At 40.2% G+C, this 16,980-nt stretch carries 16 protein-coding genes; all 16 read right to left on the minus strand.

Features of this window, described 5'->3' with window-relative positions; all coding sequences use genetic code 11:
- Positions 1-26 precede the first annotated feature (26 nt).
- Positions 27-1,034: an isopenicillin N synthase family dioxygenase gene (locus ACFG4S_RS13490; RefSeq protein WP_392535281.1), complete on the minus strand. Its 1,008-nt coding sequence runs from the start codon at positions 1,032-1,034 to the stop codon at positions 27-29.
- Between the two features lie 76 nt (positions 1,035-1,110).
- Positions 1,111-1,794, minus strand: a complete 684-nt coding sequence (locus ACFG4S_RS13495) for a radical SAM protein (RefSeq protein ID WP_392535282.1) — start codon at positions 1,792-1,794, stop codon at positions 1,111-1,113.
- Between the two features lie 27 nt (positions 1,795-1,821).
- Positions 1,822-2,748 carry a hypothetical protein gene (locus tag ACFG4S_RS13500; RefSeq protein WP_392535283.1) on the minus strand — a complete coding sequence of 309 codons (927 nt, stop codon included), beginning with the start codon at positions 2,746-2,748 and terminating at the stop codon, positions 1,822-1,824.
- A gap of 69 nt (positions 2,749-2,817) precedes the next feature.
- Positions 2,818-3,777: a hypothetical protein gene (locus tag ACFG4S_RS13505; RefSeq protein WP_392535284.1), complete on the minus strand. Its 960-nt coding sequence runs from the start codon at positions 3,775-3,777 to the stop codon at positions 2,818-2,820.
- A 17-nt stretch (positions 3,778-3,794) separates the two neighbouring features.
- Positions 3,795-4,883: an SGNH/GDSL hydrolase family protein gene (locus ACFG4S_RS13510; protein WP_392535285.1), complete on the minus strand. Its 1,089-nt coding sequence runs from the start codon at positions 4,881-4,883 to the stop codon at positions 3,795-3,797.
- Positions 4,884-4,908: 25 nt separating this feature from the next.
- Entirely contained in the window at positions 4,909-6,198 is a 1,290-nt protein-coding gene (locus tag ACFG4S_RS13515; protein ID WP_392535286.1) for an SGNH/GDSL hydrolase family protein, read from the minus strand.
- A gap of 10 nt (positions 6,199-6,208) precedes the next feature.
- The gene (locus tag ACFG4S_RS13520; RefSeq protein WP_190233927.1) at positions 6,209-6,373 is read right to left on the minus strand and encodes a DUF5989 family protein; all 165 of its coding nucleotides are present in this window, start codon (positions 6,371-6,373) and stop codon (positions 6,209-6,211) included.
- The gene (locus ACFG4S_RS13525; RefSeq protein ID WP_392535287.1) at positions 6,373-6,780 is read right to left on the minus strand and encodes an SxtJ family membrane protein; all 408 of its coding nucleotides are present in this window, start codon (positions 6,778-6,780) and stop codon (positions 6,373-6,375) included. The genes ACFG4S_RS13520 and ACFG4S_RS13525 overlap by 1 nt, the downstream gene beginning before the upstream one ends.
- 5 nt (positions 6,781-6,785) lie before the next feature.
- The gene (locus ACFG4S_RS13530; protein WP_392535288.1) at positions 6,786-8,624 is read right to left on the minus strand and encodes a carbamoyltransferase; all 1,839 of its coding nucleotides are present in this window, start codon (positions 8,622-8,624) and stop codon (positions 6,786-6,788) included.
- A gap of 45 nt (positions 8,625-8,669) precedes the next feature.
- Positions 8,670-9,380, minus strand: coding sequence for a hypothetical protein (locus ACFG4S_RS13535; protein ID WP_392535289.1), 711 nt, complete (start codon positions 9,378-9,380; stop codon positions 8,670-8,672).
- Between the two features lie 30 nt (positions 9,381-9,410).
- Entirely contained in the window at positions 9,411-10,946 is a 1,536-nt protein-coding gene (locus ACFG4S_RS13540; protein WP_392535290.1) for an MBOAT family O-acyltransferase, read from the minus strand.
- A gap of 19 nt (positions 10,947-10,965) precedes the next feature.
- The gene (locus ACFG4S_RS13545) at positions 10,966-12,135 is read right to left on the minus strand and encodes a hypothetical protein (RefSeq protein ID WP_392535291.1); all 1,170 of its coding nucleotides are present in this window, start codon (positions 12,133-12,135) and stop codon (positions 10,966-10,968) included.
- 81 nt (positions 12,136-12,216) lie between these two features.
- Positions 12,217-13,209 (minus strand): isopenicillin N synthase family dioxygenase, encoded by a 993-nt coding sequence (locus ACFG4S_RS13550; protein WP_392535292.1) that lies wholly within the window; start codon positions 13,207-13,209, stop codon positions 12,217-12,219.
- Between the two features lie 59 nt (positions 13,210-13,268).
- Complete coding sequence (locus ACFG4S_RS13555) at positions 13,269-14,231, minus strand: isopenicillin N synthase family dioxygenase (protein ID WP_392535293.1); 963 nt, start codon at positions 14,229-14,231, stop codon at positions 13,269-13,271.
- A gap of 80 nt (positions 14,232-14,311) precedes the next feature.
- The gene (locus ACFG4S_RS13560; RefSeq protein ID WP_392535294.1) at positions 14,312-16,120 is read right to left on the minus strand and encodes an ABC transporter substrate-binding protein; all 1,809 of its coding nucleotides are present in this window, start codon (positions 16,118-16,120) and stop codon (positions 14,312-14,314) included.
- A gap of 32 nt (positions 16,121-16,152) precedes the next feature.
- On the minus strand, positions 16,153-16,929 hold the full coding sequence (locus ACFG4S_RS13565) for an SDR family NAD(P)-dependent oxidoreductase (protein WP_392535295.1): 777 nt from the start codon (positions 16,927-16,929) through the stop codon (positions 16,153-16,155).
- Between the last annotated feature and the right edge of the window lie 51 nt (positions 16,930-16,980).

Raw genomic sequence — 16,980 nt, forward strand, 5'->3', positions numbered from 1 at the left:
GTACTGCATGTAATTACGAATTAAGATTAACTACGTCCATATTTTGTGGCTCTGTCTTTGGTTCTTTTTAGGAGATGATCGCCTACAAATGTTGGAGGATATTTAGGATATTCATCGTTTTTTAATAAACTTTCTAGACAAGTGACTTCTACTTCGTAATTAGGAATTACAAAAAAGCTAAATGAGTACCTTTCTTTTACTTTCTGGAAATCAGTTGGTACGGAAACTCGATGAGGTGTAGCGCAAAATTTATCGTTTGTCCATCGTGACATCATATCTGCCGGCATCACCAAAACGGTATTAGGAACTGAAGAGGTGGTAATCCACTCTCCTTGGGGTGTGTATACTTCTAGTCCTCCTCCTTGATCCTGAAATAGCAAGGTGATGCTGCCTAAATCAGTGTGTTCAAAAAAGCGAGTTTGTCCTAGTTTTGGCGCTTGGGAGATGTTGGGATAGTAATTGAAAACTCCGGCGTGGTTTTGCTGAGAATGTAAATCGGTAAAGTAAGAATTTGGTAATTGCAAGGCGATCGCAAATGCTTCTAACACATTCAAAGCACATTCTTGGCTAGCTTGGAAGAATTGCTGCAAAACTTGACGAAATTCTGGCGGATTTTCTGGCCATTGATTAGGGACATCCAAAGCCTCTGTATAACTTTCATCCCCAGCTTTGTTTAGATCGAGTTCATTAGCAAAACTAAAGGATTCGTGTAATTGTCCTGGTTGATCGCCAATGAACATTTTCTCAAAGGGTATGTAACCTCGACTACGCCCAGTCACTGCTGAGGCTACTTTTTCTTTTTCTGCTAATGGGAGTGTAAAAAATTCTTCGGCTTGGGTAAAGGCTTGGTCAATTAAAGTTTGGGAAACTCCATTTTTTAAATAGAAGCAGCCCATCTCTTGAATAGCACGAGAAATTTGGTTTGCAACTGTTGCTTTAGCCTTGCTGTCACCTGTAACAAATGGATAGAAATCAATAATGGGAATCTGCGATCTAGCAGTTGTTTGCTTTGTAAGTTCATTGATTGAGGTCATAATTATAAAATTCCTAGAAAGTTGATGATTTTTTCTTGGGTTATTGATAACGTTTCTGTTTTCTAAAACAAGTCAATTATTCTTCACGCATTAAATCACAAGTGCTGCATAGTGGAATTGCATTAAATTCATATTCATCTGTTTTACCAAGATAATCTTTAACAGAACCAACAATACCTGTTCCGTTTACATCTATACAACAGGTATTGATGCTTCCATCCCATAAAACTACAACTCGCTTTTTCGCTTCAAAAATGCAAGGTTTATACTTTTCTATCGTACTAGTTAAGCTTCGACCTGATGTAGTTTTAGAACTAACTTGTCCAGCCCAATCATGTTTTTCTTGCTGATGAGGATTATAGGTATAGACGATAGACAAAGGAATAGACTTTTCCTGAAACATTTCTTGAATACGCTCTTTCTGCCCAGCAAGATGTTCTGACAGATAAATGTCACGCACACCTAATTCAGACAAGCGCCATGCCTTTTCCTCATCAAGGAGTATACCGTTGGTGATAAAATTACATTCAATTCCTTTCGTTTTCGCATAAGAGATAAAATCGAATAATTCTGGATGAAGTAAGGGTTCTCCAAAATTATTAAGAAATAAATCTTTTTGTCCACACTGTATTGCTAATTCCACAACATCTACAAATGTAGAAAATGACATATTTCCTTTTGCTCTACTTTGAGATGGATGAGGACAGTAAGAGCAAGTTAAATTACAAAAATTGGAAATTTCAACTTGATAAATATACATCGTTTTGAACTCCTAAAATATCAACAGTTATTCAACACGATCGCTGATTTCTAACCTGAGTGCTTTGTGGTATACGGCGCGATCGCCACCTGCAACAAAGGTATCTATACAGTCTCTTCCGCGAGAAACCGCAGCCGGTGCAGAAGTACAGTAACCACCAAGATGCTGCCAATCACTCCAGACTGAACCATCCCAACTCTTGCGGTACATTGCACCATCACAGCCAACAGTAAAGATATCTAGCCGATTTGCAGCAACAGAAGTAGCAGCGACACCATACTGGCAATAACCTCCCAAGTTTTCCCAACCACTCCAGGTTGAGCCATTCCAGTGCTTGTGATAAATCGCACCATCCCCGGCTAAAACAAAGGTATCAATACAGTCCATCCCGTGAGAAACCGCAGCCGGTGCAGAAACACAGTACCCTCCGAGATTTTCCCACTCATCCCAGGTTGAACCATTCCATCGCTTGTGGTACAGCGCACCATCAATCCCAATGGCAAAAATATCTAGCCGATTCTCACCAACGGAAGCAGCCGCGACACCATAGTGGGAATACCCGCCAAGGTTTTCCCAACGACTCCATTTTGAACCATCCCACCATGTGCGGTACGTAGCGCGATCGCTACCCAAAACAAAGGTGTCAATGCGATTTAATCCCCAAGAAACCGCAGCTGGCGAGGAAATACAGTATCCTCCAAGTCTTTGCCAATCGCTCCAAGTTGAGCCATCCCACCACTTATGCCATAAAGGGCCAATACTGGCTGTGAGTAAAACATCCAGCCGATTCTCTGACCAAGAAGTGGCTGTAACACCATATTGGCAGTATCCGTCTAAATATTCCCCATCCGTAGAAAATATTGGCATATCTTCTTTAGAGGCGGCACTCATCGCCGGAAATGGCATACCCCGATCCTGAGAAATTGCTGCTGTAGTTGGATAGCTGGTTGTCATTTGCCTCTTTTCTTCCTTTGCGTTCTTTGCGGTTCGTTAAAAAAACTGACTTTGACAAAGAGTTAAGCCTTAACTGACCCTTATTGCATACCACTTGTGATAGACTGCGCGATCGCTACCCAACACAAAAGTATCAACACGGTTTGGAGCCGAAGCAACCGCAGCCGGCGCAGCAATAGAGTAACCGCCCAGATTATTCCAACCGACCCAGTTTGAGCCATCCCAGTACTTCTGGTACACTGCACCGTTACGAGCAATGATGTAAATATCTAGGCGATTTTCAATTCCAGAAGCAGCCGCAACACCATACTGGGAATAGCCACCGAGTTTTTCCCAACCACTCCAGCTTGAGCCATCCCAATATTTTTGGTAGACGGCGCGATCGCTACCCAAGGCAAAGGTGTCAATCCGGTTTAATCCCCAAGAAACCGCAGCTGGTGTTGAAATACAGTAGCCCCCCAGCCTTTCCCAATCACCCCAGATTGAGCCATCCCAAGACTTTTGGTATATAGCTCCATCCCAGTTGACGATAAACAAATCCAGCCGATCTCCCCAAGAAGCAGCCGCCACACCATACTGAGAATATCCGCCAAGATTTAGCCAATCGCTCCAGGTTGAACCATCCCAGCCTTTATGATAGACAGAGCGATCGCCTCCGATCGCGAAGGTATCAATCCGATTCTCTCCTCTGGCGATCGCAGTTGGTGCAGAAACACAGTAGCCCCCTAGTCTTTCCCAATCACTCCAGACTGAGCTATGCCACTTTTTGTAGTACATAGCGCTATCTTTGCCAATGCTAAAGACATCCAGCCGATTTTCTGCCCCAGAAGTGGCAGCTACACCGTACTGAGAATAGCCGCCAAGATTTTCGCCATCCATCGCAAAGGATGGCATATCTCCTAACGAAGCAGCCCCCATCATCGGGTATGGGGTTGGTGGAGGATAGGGCATACGTAGAGAAGCGTCTTGAATTTCCATTTCAAGCGGTGGCATCTCGTTAGATATTTCCTCTGTGGTTGTTTGGCTCATTGTCATTTAATTACGAATTACGAATTATCTAAAGTCTTTAAAATTACTTTGGCAGCTAGTTTATGTCCCGCAGAATTCCAATGACCATCAATATCAAAGTAAAGTTTTTCTTGCGTGCTATTTTTCCTAAAATCATCAGTTAGATTGACACAAGTTACATCTTGTGATTCTGCAATATCACATAAACGCTGATAGCCAATCTCTTCATTTTTGAGTAAACCTACATTCTCAGGAAATAACTGGACATAATCTTTGATATAGGCTGATTCTTTTGAAGGTACAAGAAAAACAAACAGCTTAACTTGATTTTCTTTGGTCAATTTAATGATTCGTGATAATGCTGCTTCTACTTTGATAACACCATCAGATATGAAATAATCACTATCTACACCAACTCCTGACTCAGGCGCTGCCAGCGATAAATTAAATAGAGTTAAACCATTTTTTGCTTCTTTAGAGATAGGATTTCCGATTGATGCTTGCAAGCTTTTTTTGTTGTTTTTCAAAACAAACTGGTACAGAAATGTTTTTTCATACCAAGGCGAAAAACTTCTTTCTTTGAGTGTATCATATATCTTTTGACCAATATCCGATGAATAATTAGTCAAATCATTAGCAACTATAGATAAGATGGCTGTCTGAGGTTTATATTTGGCGATCCATTCATTAAATAATGTTTCATATTGAGCAAAAGAATAGCCCGGAACACCTAAATTAATCACTGGCTGCTGCAATTCTGATTCTACAAGTCTGGGAAATATTTTTTCCTCACTGACCCATTGACCCCATGTAAATGAATCTCCAATAAAATACAAGTTAGATTTTGTGTAATCTCTCCCTATATTGCGAAATCCATAACTATCTGTATTAGCAACTTCTGTAACTTTTGCTTCTTGCCAAACAGTTTTGAAGTCCTTCAGGTTTGATTTAGGTTTGTAGCCTAATTGAGCATCCGGTTGAATGAATTGATAAAAAATTTGCGCCTTGGACTTTTGTGGGGCAGCAACTCCAGTAGTAATGGCAAAAGTTTCGATGATTAACAGCCCAACCATAACTCCAGCCAGCATGAGCAATAAATTTTGTAGCCAAGGCTTTATTTTTTGCATCAATTCTTACTCTTATAATTACGAATTACGAATTACGAATTACGAATTGTTTACACAGTGTTTTAGCCACAATCTTCCCTGCTAACTGATGTCCCAAAGCGTTCCAATGTCCGTCGCAATGAAAAGTATTATCAAACCCATGTAAGCAGACATTATTCTGCTTGGCATAGGCCTGAAAAGATTCTCCTAGATTGATAGTAGTAAAACCTTCACGTTCTCCTAATGCTGCAATCCGCTTTTCTGGGTAAAACCAATCTGTTAACCCTGACACTTCCTGACGATCGCGCACGATAGGATCGGGATTAACTTGCAGGGGAGTTGTTAGCGTTACTACAGCAAAATTCGCTTTTTTAGCAATTGTTTCATTATGTATTAAACTAATTAGTCTTTCTGTTTGTTGCCATGCTTGTTGCCATTCAGAATCAGTTGCGGTGTTATATATCAGCCATTCTGTTTGCTTCAAGAAATTCTGCCATTCAGGGTCAGTGAACGGAGACAGTGTTACAGGCTTGCTTGCTAATTGGAGGTCTTGTTTTTTATTATCTTGATGAGGAAGTGGTAAAGCGTATTTTGCTTGTTTGAGAAGCTGTAAAATCCGTAAACGGTCTTGAACTTGGAGATAAGCCTGATGCCACCATGACTTTTGTGAGCGATAAATATCCATATTCACAAACGAGTCATCAACTACCCAATCACCATCTCGATCGACAAAATAGGGTTTCATAAGGGCGCTATTATCCATAGCAGTCTGACTCACCATTTTTTCGGTGAGAGGGCGGAAGTTGTTGATCAAATCATTGCCAGGATAGAAATTCAGGAGTACGAGATCCGGTGAATATTTCCAGACCTTTTCCTGCAAGGCGATCAGTTCTTGATCGGTTCCATAACCATTGACTCCGAAGTTCATCACTTCTACGTCACGACCTGCTAGGGTTGGACAATTTTTCAGTTCACGTTCGATGACGGCGGCGATTCCTTGTGTTTGTGGCAGTTGGCGTGCTTCTGTAAAAGAATCTCCCAACAAGGCAATACGGATGGTATTCTCTGGCTTAACTGGGGAATGTTCTCGGTCGTGAAAACCCTCACTGTTGTATTGGATATAGGCTTCCCCTTCGTCATGCACCCACCCAGCCGCATAAGGTCGTCCTGCCCAACCTCTATGTTCATCAAAGGTATAAAATGTCTTGTATTCAACGCCAGCAATGCGTAAGCCAATTTCTACGACAGCCAGCCCTAAGACAATTCCGCCTAGCAATAAAACTAGGGTCAGCATCACTGCTACCCACCGCTTTAATGATAATGCCGATGTTACCACCTCACATTCCTCAAAATAGTGTGTAAATAAAAGGTGCAAGTACGGATGACTGGGCGAACACAATCAAGATACCTAAGAGTAATAGTGTGACGATGAGTGGTAGCAGGAAGAATTTGCGGCGTTCTTTCAGCAATCCCCATAAATCTTTCAGCAAGTCTTGTGTTGTTTCAAGCATTAGAAGGGTTTCTCCATTTTGTTTCTAGGTTTAACTTGATTGATAATGCGATAAGTTTTTACGTCAGCATCTAGCTTTCTGGCCATCGCATCATGATGAAACACGCCTCGCATCACTAGACCGATTGGCGTAATTAAGGTATAGAAAATAATACTGAGGATTATCCGCGTATTAATCCAACCTAAAATTAGTCCAATTCTCATCCAAATTTGGTAAACACCATTGAGTGTGGTGGGGGCAATCAGCGCCCAAACCCAAAGGATGCTAGCGATCGCCCAAGGTAAAATCGGTAAGGGTTCATGGTGTATCAAGGGCAGTATACTACCGAATAATCCTGCGGCGATCGCACCGCCAAGCAGTCCAAAATCCCGTAGTCCTTTCCGATCGAGTTGTTGTATTTCGTTCATCGGCGTTAATCTAATTCAAATTCTGTTTTCCAAGATTCATCTTTTTGTCCCTGCGGTTGATTCGATTTGACAATGAGAAAGTTCTCTAATACCAAGTAGTCCATCTCCGTTCTCATAAAACAGCGATAGGCATCTTCTGGGGTACACACAATTGGTTCACCCCGGACATTAAATGATGTGTTTACCAAAACTGCACAGCCCGTTTTTGCCTGAAAATGTCGCAGCAGTTCATAGTAACGAGGATTAGTTTGTTGATGAACCGTTTGAATCCGAGCCGAGTAATCTACATGAGTGATGGCGGGAATTTGCGATCGCTTCACGTTTAACTTATCAATACCAAATAACTCCTCCTGTTCTGATGTCATGGAAATCCGCAACTCGGCTTTGATTGGTGCAACCAAAAGCATATAAGGGCTGGGACTTTCAAGCTCGAAGTAGTTGGAAACCTGTTCTGCTAAAACAGAAGGGGCAAAGGGACGGAAGGATTCGCGGTATTTAATTTTCAGGTTCATCACCGATTGCATCTTGGGATTACGAGGATCGCCAATGATCGAACGACCTCCCAAAGCTCGCGGGCCAAACTCCATCCTTCCAGAGAACCAACCTACAACATTCCCCTGCTCTAGAATTTCAGCAAGTTCAGGCATGAGTTTGTCATCTTCTAGATATTGATAGGGTGCATTCACAGACTGGAGATAGTCTCGAATCTCTGTTTCCCCATAACAAGGGCCTAAATAGCCTCCCCGCATGGCATCTCCATCGTGAGGAATACGCGGCTTTTCATGATACTGATGCCAAATAGCTAATGCTGCTCCAACTGCTCCTCCTGCGTCTCCGGCTGCTGGTTGAATCCAAATATCCCGAAAATCTGTTTCTCGCAAAATGCGTCCATTGGCGACACAATTTAGGGCGACTCCACCGGCTAAACAAAGATAGTCTGTATCCAGTTCTTTCTTAACCGTTCTTGCCAAACGCAAAACGACTTCCTCGGTAACGTGTTGGATAGAACAAGCTAAATCCATTTCTCGCTGGGTAAGTTTCCCCTCGCTTTGGCGTGGTTCACCACCAAACAATTGATGAAATTTCGGGGTAGTCATGGTCAACCCCGTGGTGTAGTTGAAGTAGTCCATATTCAACCGGAATGTGCCATCTTCTTTAAGATCCAAAAGATGGTTGAGGATATGGTCTACATATTTGGGTTCACCGTAGGGCGCTAAACCCATGAGTTTGTATTCCCCAGAGTTGACCTTGAAACCTGTGTAGTAGGTGAAGGCAGAATAAAGCAGCCCTAAAGAGTGGGGAAAATCAATTTCCCATTGGGGAGTTAGTTGGCGATCTTCTCCTAACCAAACCGAGGTGGTTGCCCATTCTCCGACTCCATCGAGGCACAGCACCGCCGCCCGGTCAAAGGGACTGGGAAAAAAGGCAGAAGCGGCGTGCGCTTGGTGATGTTCAGTAAATAAAAGTTGGGGTAATTGCGTTTTTTTGCAATTTCCCAGGGTCGCCAGTTCTTTTTTTAATAGCGTTTTGAGATAAAGCTTTTCCTTTAACCAAACTGGCATTGCTGCAATAAAGGAACCTAATCCCTTGGGTGCGTAGGCGAGATAGGTTTCCAGGAGTCGCTCAAATTTGACCAAAGGCTTATCGTAAAAAACTATTTGGTCTACTTCTGATAATCTAATACTTGCTTGTTTGAGACAATAGGCGATCGCACCTTTAGGAAATCTCGCATCATGTTTTTTGCGGGAAAAACGCTCTTCTTGAGCAGCAGCAACAATATCACCATCCACAACTAAGGCGGCGGCACTATCGTGATAATAAGCTGAAATTCCTAAAATACGCATTTTTTATATAAAACTCCTATTTTTATTTATTCTTTATCCCCTGTTCTATAACCCTATATCACTCAATTTCCATAGACCCAAACTCTTTTGTGGGTAGTCTTTTCTTTCTGTTGTTTCTTCATCAATGATTTCCAACATATCGGGAAAGTTGTAAGGAGGTAATTGTAAATCGATTGCTCGCCAATCACCCGTAACAATATCTTTATTTTCAGGTATGCCCGGATAAATTGTAGTTAAAATATATGTAGAATTGCTTTTCTTGAAATTTTTAATTACAGCGATAGCATCTTTAAATGAGAGATGTACTAGACAATCTCTACAGAAAATTAAATCGACTTCTGGCAGTGGATCTATTGCTAAGTCGAGATTAATAAATTCTCTGGCTTCATTGGCGTAACGACGTTGATTGTCGGTAATTAAATCGGCAACAATATCACATCCAATATATTTGTCTATATTCAGTTGTGCTTCCTTTAGCCAATAAAAATCTCCACAAGGAGCATCAAGAATGGTTTTGACATTAAGTTTCTCCAATAAAACTGGTATTTTTTTTATAATGACCGATGTTTGCTGAAGATTAGATCCTCTGCCAGAAATAGATTCGCGATCGCCCCACCTATTACGATAATATATATCATTAAAAACTTCTTTTCTGTTTTTACTGCGATACGATAAAAGCATTAATTCATATTGTAAATTAAATGACAGATAATCAAAGAAAGATTTTATGGGATGTAAAATTATATTCTTACTCATATTTTTTAAAAAGAGAACTGCTAAAGTTAACTAAAACTGAAAGTAGACAAAGGGTTGAGGATTGATTGCTGCAAAGCGAAGTATTATTGAAACTAACATTCCATAGAAAACGGCAAAACTCCATTTAGGAATTTTATGCCACCAGTCCGCAAACCAACTTTTATAAGCTGCCCAGTGCATAATAATTAAAGGTATAAAAATCCATCCAATTTGAATGTTTAGGTTTTCAGAGCCAGGAGAATTGAAGAATAAAAAGGATTTCTCTACTTGTATAATACTGCTGAAATCGCTAACCCGAAAGAAGGTTGCAGACGCACAAAACCAGTAAAAAGTGAGGGGGATGCCTATGATATTTCTAAGGGTCTGGAATTGCTTGTAGGGAGCAATCCAAGATGACCATTGCTTATGAACAATTAAAGCGATTCCATGCAATCCTCCCCAAATTACAAAATGCCAAGCAGCACCATGCCAAAATCCAGAAACAAGCATCAAAATGAGAATATTTCTAGACCTAAAGATTTCTGTGCGTTGTTCTCTTGGTCGCATTTTTATTAAAGGGGTATAAATATAATCTCGCAGCCAGGTAAAAAGGGTAATGTGCCAACGTTGCCACAACTGAGTGATATTACTGGAAAAGTAGGGAAAATTAAAGTTGAGAGGTAGCTTGTATCCAAGTAAACCTGCACAGGCGATCGCCATATCTGAATAGCCAGAAAAGTCGCAGTATACTTGTATAACGAAAGCAATCACAGCAATCCAACAACTTAAGGCGGTATAAATCTCTGGATTAGTAAAATACTGGTCTACCAAAGGAGAGAGATTATCCGAAATACAAGCTTTCTTAAAATATCCCACCAAAAAAAGTGTTAAACATGCCCGAAAATCAACTTCGTTTAAACTTTTTGGGGTTAGCAGTTGAGGGAAAAAAGTAGATGCACGGACAATGGGGCCCGCAACTAATTGAGGGAAAAAAGCTACAAATAGAGAAAAATCCCAAAAACTTCTAATAGGTTTGACTTTACCCAGATACGCATCAATTGAATAGCTCAGAGTTTGAAATGTGTAAAAGCTAATCCCTGCTGGAAGAATGATCTCAAGGGTATTAATACTAACAGGTAAACCCAGAAAAACTAATAATTCTGAGGCAGAGTCAGCAAAAAAGTTATAGTACTTAAAAAATCCTAATAATCCTAGATTTACAACTAAACTAAGTGTTAACCATGCTTGGCGCTGCGGCTGATTTAGGGGTTTATTTAGTAGTGCATCCCAAGAAAATGTGTTTATCCATTCGTTCTTAGTTTCTTTGTTTTCTACTACTTCGCTAATTTGAATTTGCTGTCCTGCTATTGAACTATCAACTTGTGGTCTAGATAGCATCAAACCGACAAAATAATCAACGACTGTAGAAAGTAAAAGCAGCGAAAGAAAGCGCCAATCCCAAGCACCATAGAAAATATAACTACAGACTAATAACCAGGTTTTACGATGATTATGTTTCTGTAAAGCCCAGTAGATACAGAAAATAAGAATAAAGAAAAAGAGAAAACGAAATTCTGTAAAAACCATATTTATAATAATGGGTGAATTAACTTCTAGCAAATAAATTCTGGCTGATAGATGTAGGCGATTGATTATATATTTCCTCTGGAGATAACTTAAGATGCTGAGAAAATTTTGTCGCCAAAATGCGTGTAAATTCTTGAGCGCCTTGGTGATTTAAATGTCTAGCATCAGCTCGGCGTTCAATGTCATAGAGAGTGGCGAAAGTATTGGGATTATTAAAAGCCAATAGGGTCGAAATATATCCTAAATCGTAAGCTCTCATAATAGCAGAATGATCGGCATCAGAATCTAGAATTGGAGGAATAAAAAAGATAGGTTCAACTTTGATGTTGTTGGTTTCCTCTTGACTATCAATTCTAAAAATAATTTTTTTAACAATTTTAAGCGCATAAGAATCTTGTGGATATGCAGATATATTTTCTCGCTCAACAACTCCTGATTTTGCTTGCATTAATCTAATCTTATAACTCTGTAAGTAATTCAATTGAAAAGTTTTTTTCCACTCTTCACTATTTTTCAGCCAATCCATTGCATAATATCCAGCTTCCTGTAGTAATTTTTCACCTGTTATTCTTTTGGATAATGGATCTAATTTTTGCTGCCAAGAATTAGAAAAATAACCAATCCCTAGCCATCGATGAAGAAAGCTTATTGAATTTGCATAATATCCGCTAATTTTATCTTTAAAACTATAGGTTGATTCGGCGATTAATTGAAAGTTTTCTATCGTTTTTATAGGAGTATGCCAATAAACATTTTTAGCTGAAGTCGGTGCTTCTTGCATGTAAATATTATCTAAACAATCTAAAAATATCCATTTTAGTTTTGCTGGTTTTAAAGCTAAAATTTTTTGCAAGTAGAAATCCATCTCAGCTACATTTGCCGCCAATATACCAAAATTGAAAGATCTGATATTCTTATGATTTGCTGCCATTGTTTCATCAAATACTTTGGGGATAACTCCTTGATATGTGGTACTAGGCCCCAAAAAAATCACATCATAATCATCTTTATGCTCAGTAAAATATTCAAATTTTACGCTGATATCACCAAGATTTTGACGAGTAGCTGAAGAGGGTAAAACCGTATTGATTAATCCAGCAGTCGAAATCAAAGCCACTATAAAAATTAAGCTATAAATAAACATAACTAGTGGTTTTGGCACTATTTGTTTTAAAATATCTACATTCATTGTCAGGTTGCCTTGAGAATAAACACTTTATTTTTAGCTTATACAGGGAGAAAGTCTAAAATTAAAACTTTTGTCAGAAGTCTATTTTTCAGAAGAAATTAAAATCGATTTATTTTTATTATTTCTTTGGGTATAAAATTCGCTTGTCAAAATAGGTGTATACTTTGCAGTTTCATTTGCACCTAAACAACTTTCAGGACAGGCAATTTTGGCATCGTTATTAGGAGACGCAAAAAATGCAAAGGAGTATCTTGGTTGAATAGATTGGGATGCAAATGGTATTGCAACTTGGTGTTTTGTGGCATAAACTTTATCGTTTGTCCATCGTTGCAAAATTTCCCCTGCCATGACGACAACCGTATCAGGAATCAAAGGAACTGGAACTCGCTCTCCAGTTTTTGTGCAAATTTCTAAGCCTTCTACTTCATGTTGAAACACATAAGTAATAGTGTTCCCATCTGTATGTTCTCCCAGGCGAATATTTTGGGCTTGCGAGAGTTGAGATGCACCTGGATAGTGATGTAGCCCCACAGCATGATTTTGCTCAGAATGCAATTCAGTAAAATAAGACTTTGGCAGTTTCAAAGCAATAGCTAAAGCTTCAAGAACTTTCAGCGTACTTGCGTGACAAGCTGCGAAGAATTGCAACATTGCTTCTTGAAACTCTGGTTGACTTTGTAGCCATTGGTTCGGTTGGTGAAAAGGATGATCTAGCTGATCTAATTCCTCTGGATTCATTTCTCTACCAAAGTAAAATTGTTCGCTGAGTATGCTTGACATCCCCATAGGGATATATCCTCGATGACATTTTTCTGTTAAAGCTATCTGTTTCTTCTCTTCTAATGGCAGTGCAAAAAAACTCTTGGCTTGAGCGAATGCTTGAGCAATCAAAGTTGTGGGAACATCATGATTTTTTAGGTAGAAACATCCCATTTCCTGTAAAGCACTGGCGATTTGATGAGCAATTAATTCTTTAGCAACTCTGTCACCAACTAAAAATAGATGGAAATCAATAACAGGAATAGGTGTGGAAATGATAGATTTTTTTGTCAGTTCGTTAATTGGTGTCATCATAAAAAACTTTGCGTACCTTTGTGTTTACTTCGCGTACCTCTGCGTTTTAAAAGCTCATGCTATTTTTTCTCAGACGTATAACCTCCTGTCGCAACTTGATTAATATATTCATGGGTGCGAATTGGTGGATAGTTGGGAGTTGTATTTGACTCTAAGCAAGTAATTTCGGCATCGTAATCGGGAGACTCAAAATAGATAATCGAGTACCTGGGATTACTAGGGAATTTGGCAGGTAGAGGAACTCGATGTTTGGTGGCGGGAAACTTGTCGTTTGTCCAGCGCTGCATTAAATCTGCAAGGATAACTAGAACTTTACCAGGGACGAAGGGGGCTGCAATCCATTCTCCAGCATCGTTGCAAACTTCTAATCCAGCCGTCTCATCTTGAAATATTAAGGTGATACTGCCGTAATCTGTATGTTCTGCAAAGCGAGTCTCGCCGGGAGAGGGGGGTTGTTGTAGAGATGGATAGTGATTGATGGAGGTGTTGAAGTTGCGTTCTTGATGGAAATCGGTAAAGTAGGACTCTGGTAGTTTTAAGGCGATCGCCAATGCTTGTAAAATACTAAAAGACTTACCACGACAATTTGTAAAAAATTCCAATAGCACTTGGCGAAACTCTTTTTGGTCTTGAGGCCATTGATTTGGTTCACCAAACTGCTGATGAGTTACACCCTCTTCTGCTGGCGCAACGTCTAAACCAAAATTGAATGCTTCCAGCAATACCCTCTCTTTCCCACGCACAACATAGCCTCGACTCGTCCCAGGAACCAGGCGGACTTGGTTTTTTTCCTCCTGTGGTAATGCGAAAAAAGTCTGCGCTTGGGCAAAGACTTGCTCAACCAAGGTCTGAGGTACACAATTTTCGAGGTAAAAACAGCCAATTTCTTGAATAGCACACGAAATGCGATCGGCTACTGCTTCTTTCGTAGCAAAATCACCAACCAGAAACGGATGGAAATCAATAACGGGAATCGGTGTAGAAACAATTAATTGGGGTTCACGTTCTTTGATTGGGTTCATTGGTAAAAAACTCCTTTTTGTAATTTTGCGCGGTGTCCAGATCCCCGACTTCTTTAAGAAGTCGGGGATCTAATATTTTGTTAATTATTGATATGATTGGTTTTCAGTTCATAAATATTCCAAAATGTTCCTTGTAAAGCAGAGTGCTTTACGCCCTGAATGCGATTTCGCACAGACACCATTGAGAAGGAATTTACTAGATAAATAAACGGCAAATATTCCTGACTCAATCTTTGAGTTTCTGCATAAATTTGTTTTCGTTGTACTTCATTTGCGGCTGCACCTTGAATGTAGAGATCATCAATCTTTTGTTCCCAATCTGCTACCTGCTGACCACTAATCGGTATTTGTCCGGCTTGGGGCTGGCGGTTAAAAAAATGCCAGTTCCCTTTAGTAGACCAAATATTTATTGCTTCGTTGGGTTCTACCGTCATTGGGAAACCATCAATAATTTGACAATCCCAATCCAGACGATTTGCTAATTTGTCTACAACCAATCCCACTCCAATCAAATTCAAATCTACCTGAATTCCTATCTGGCTCAAATCGTCTTGAATTAAAGGAGCCATGTTTTGCAACACCTTATTGCCAACATTAGCTGTGAGCGTAAACCTGACTCGATTCCCATCTACATCGAATAACTCACTTTGATTGTTATATTGAAAACCTGCTTTGAGAAGTAATGCTTTTGCCTTTTGAGGATTATAGTTGTAGACTGGTAAACCAGCTTGTTGAGAAAGATAGTAAGGACTTTGCATGGCTATGGGCGAATTTTGCAGCGCTCCTACTCCCGCAAATAAGTTGTTTACCATACGCGGGCGATTGATGCTATGTGCAATGGCTTGGCGGAATTCTACTGTATTGAACCAGTGGGATTTAATCGGATTAATTAAAGGATGACCATTTCTTAGTCCTGTATTCAAATTAAACATCATCGCCGTGGTTACTGTTTGAGAACCACCGTTATAAATTGTAAAGTTTCCTTTTTTTTCTTCTCGTTTCAATAATGAAAAATAATTAGGATTTACGTCAATAAAATCAAGTCCTCCAGAACGAAATTGAATTAATGCTGTATCATTGTTGCTAACCGTATTTAGAACAATGCGATCGATATAGGGTTGAGTATGACTTTGAGTATCTTTACGCCAGTAATAGGGATTTTTGCGAAAAGTTATCCGCTCACTTGGAACGTATGATTCTAATTTGTATGCACCGTTGCTCACAATTTGATTGGGTGGAGTATCTGTTCCCCAGATTGAGAGAAATAGCGGTCTACCTGCGGAGTCTTTTGTGGTGATGCTGGAGCGCAGAATGTGAGCAGGTAAAATTTCTAGTTTTGTTGTGCGAAGAAAGGGAGCAAAAGGTTCTGGAAGGGTAAATTCAACGCGCCAATTATCCAATTTTTTCACTGTAGGAAAACTGCGATTTTTACCTATTTGCAAAAAATCTTTGGCATAAGAAGGAATAGAAGGATTCGTATAAATATCTTTATAAGTAAACACCACATCATCAGCAGTTAGCGGTTTACCATCTGACCATTTCAGTCCTTTCCTCAATGTAAAAATAATGCGCTTTTGGTCTTCAGAAGTTTCCCACGATCGCGCTAATGCTGGTTTAATTTCTCCTCGACCATTTTCACGAATCAATCCTTCATAGAGGAAAGTCAAAATTCCTACTCCCTGTTCCATTAACTGAGGGTTAAAGGTGTTGGGTTCGGCAGAACTACTAAGAATGATTTGAGATCCAGCTACTGCTTTGTTGATCAATTTAGTTTGGACGCAACTAACTAGGACAAACGCCAGGATAAATCCTAGTAGAACTGGCGTAGCATGCGGCGGGCTATGCCAACGCCGACGGTGGATAGTAGTAAGTGCGATCGATCTTCGCATAGCTGTACTCTCAGAAACTTCTTGTACCTACCCTACATTGCGCTGTATCCCCCATCCACCATCAAAATTTCCCCCGTCACATAAGAAGCTGCTTCAGACGCGAGAAATATCACTGGGCCGATGAGTTCCTCTGGTTTTCCGCGTCGCTGCATAGGAATCACAGCACTTAGATGTTGCTGATCTTCCTGTGGCGATCGCCGAAATGTTTCAGTACCTTCCATAATGTTGTCGATATAACCAGGCGCAAAAGCATTAACTCGAATCTGGTGATTTGCCCATTCCAGTGCTAGCGATCGCACTAATAAATTTACCCCTCCTTTGGATGCTGTATAAGCCGCTGAACCACTGATTCCCACTACACCACCGATGGAGGAGTTCATAATAATTGAGCCGCCTGTCCCTTGTTCAATCATTTGTCGAGCCGCCAGTTGAGCGCAATGGAAGTATCCTTTCAAATTGACGTTGATGATGTTATCCCACTCTAATTCTTCTAAATCAGCCGCCGGTTTGATGATGTCAATGCCGGCATTACACACTATGATGTCAAGTCTGTGATAGTGCGCCACAGTTTGCTCAATCAGGCGTAAACAATCTTGGCGATTTCTGACATCGGTGGGAATAGCGATCGCTTCGCCTCCAGCCGCTTGAATTATTTGTGCGGTGTTTTCTGCTTCGGTTGCTTTAATATCAGCAACTACAACCTTTGTGCCTACAGCTGCTAATCCTTGAGCTATGGATTTACCGATACCTCTTGCAGATCCGGTGATAATGGCGACTTTTCCTGTTAGGTCAAAAAGGGAGGGTTTCACGGTTTTTTAGTCAATTAATAAGGGTTGTCATTTGTCATTTGTTATTGATAA

Source organism: Nostoc sp. C117 (genome assembly GCF_043099735.1).
Lineage (GTDB): Bacteria > Cyanobacteriota > Cyanobacteriia > Cyanobacteriales > Nostocaceae > Nostoc.

What these genes read in the sequence shown, in the direction of transcription:
- ACFG4S_RS13490 (WP_392535281.1), bottom strand. Translation starts at nt 1,034, where the DNA reads ATGACCTCAATCAATGAACTTACAAAGCAAACAACTGCTAGATCGCAG.
- ACFG4S_RS13495 (WP_392535282.1), bottom strand. Translation starts at nt 1,794, where the DNA reads ATGTATATTTATCAAGTTGAAATTTCCAATTTTTGTAATTTAACTTGC.
- ACFG4S_RS13500 (WP_392535283.1), bottom strand. Translation starts at nt 2,748, where the DNA reads ATGACAACCAGCTATCCAACTACAGCAGCAATTTCTCAGGATCGGGGT.
- ACFG4S_RS13505 (WP_392535284.1), bottom strand. Translation starts at nt 3,777, where the DNA reads ATGAGCCAAACAACCACAGAGGAAATATCTAACGAGATGCCACCGCTT.
- ACFG4S_RS13510 (WP_392535285.1), bottom strand. Translation starts at nt 4,883, where the DNA reads ATGCAAAAAATAAAGCCTTGGCTACAAAATTTATTGCTCATGCTGGCT.
- ACFG4S_RS13520 (WP_190233927.1), bottom strand. Translation starts at nt 6,373, where the DNA reads ATGCTTGAAACAACACAAGACTTGCTGAAAGATTTATGGGGATTGCTG.
- ACFG4S_RS13525 (WP_392535287.1), bottom strand. Translation starts at nt 6,780, where the DNA reads ATGAACGAAATACAACAACTCGATCGGAAAGGACTACGGGATTTTGGA.
- ACFG4S_RS13530 (WP_392535288.1), bottom strand. Translation starts at nt 8,624, where the DNA reads ATGCGTATTTTAGGAATTTCAGCTTATTATCACGATAGTGCCGCCGCC.
- ACFG4S_RS13535 (WP_392535289.1), bottom strand. Translation starts at nt 9,380, where the DNA reads ATGAGTAAGAATATAATTTTACATCCCATAAAATCTTTCTTTGATTAT.
- ACFG4S_RS13540 (WP_392535290.1), bottom strand. Translation starts at nt 10,946, where the DNA reads ATGGTTTTTACAGAATTTCGTTTTCTCTTTTTCTTTATTCTTATTTTC.
- ACFG4S_RS13545 (WP_392535291.1), bottom strand. Translation starts at nt 12,135, where the DNA reads ATGAATGTAGATATTTTAAAACAAATAGTGCCAAAACCACTAGTTATG.
- ACFG4S_RS13550 (WP_392535292.1), bottom strand. Translation starts at nt 13,209, where the DNA reads ATGATGACACCAATTAACGAACTGACAAAAAAATCTATCATTTCCACA.
- ACFG4S_RS13555 (WP_392535293.1), bottom strand. Translation starts at nt 14,231, where the DNA reads ATGAACCCAATCAAAGAACGTGAACCCCAATTAATTGTTTCTACACCG.
- ACFG4S_RS13560 (WP_392535294.1), bottom strand. Translation starts at nt 16,120, where the DNA reads ATGCGAAGATCGATCGCACTTACTACTATCCACCGTCGGCGTTGGCAT.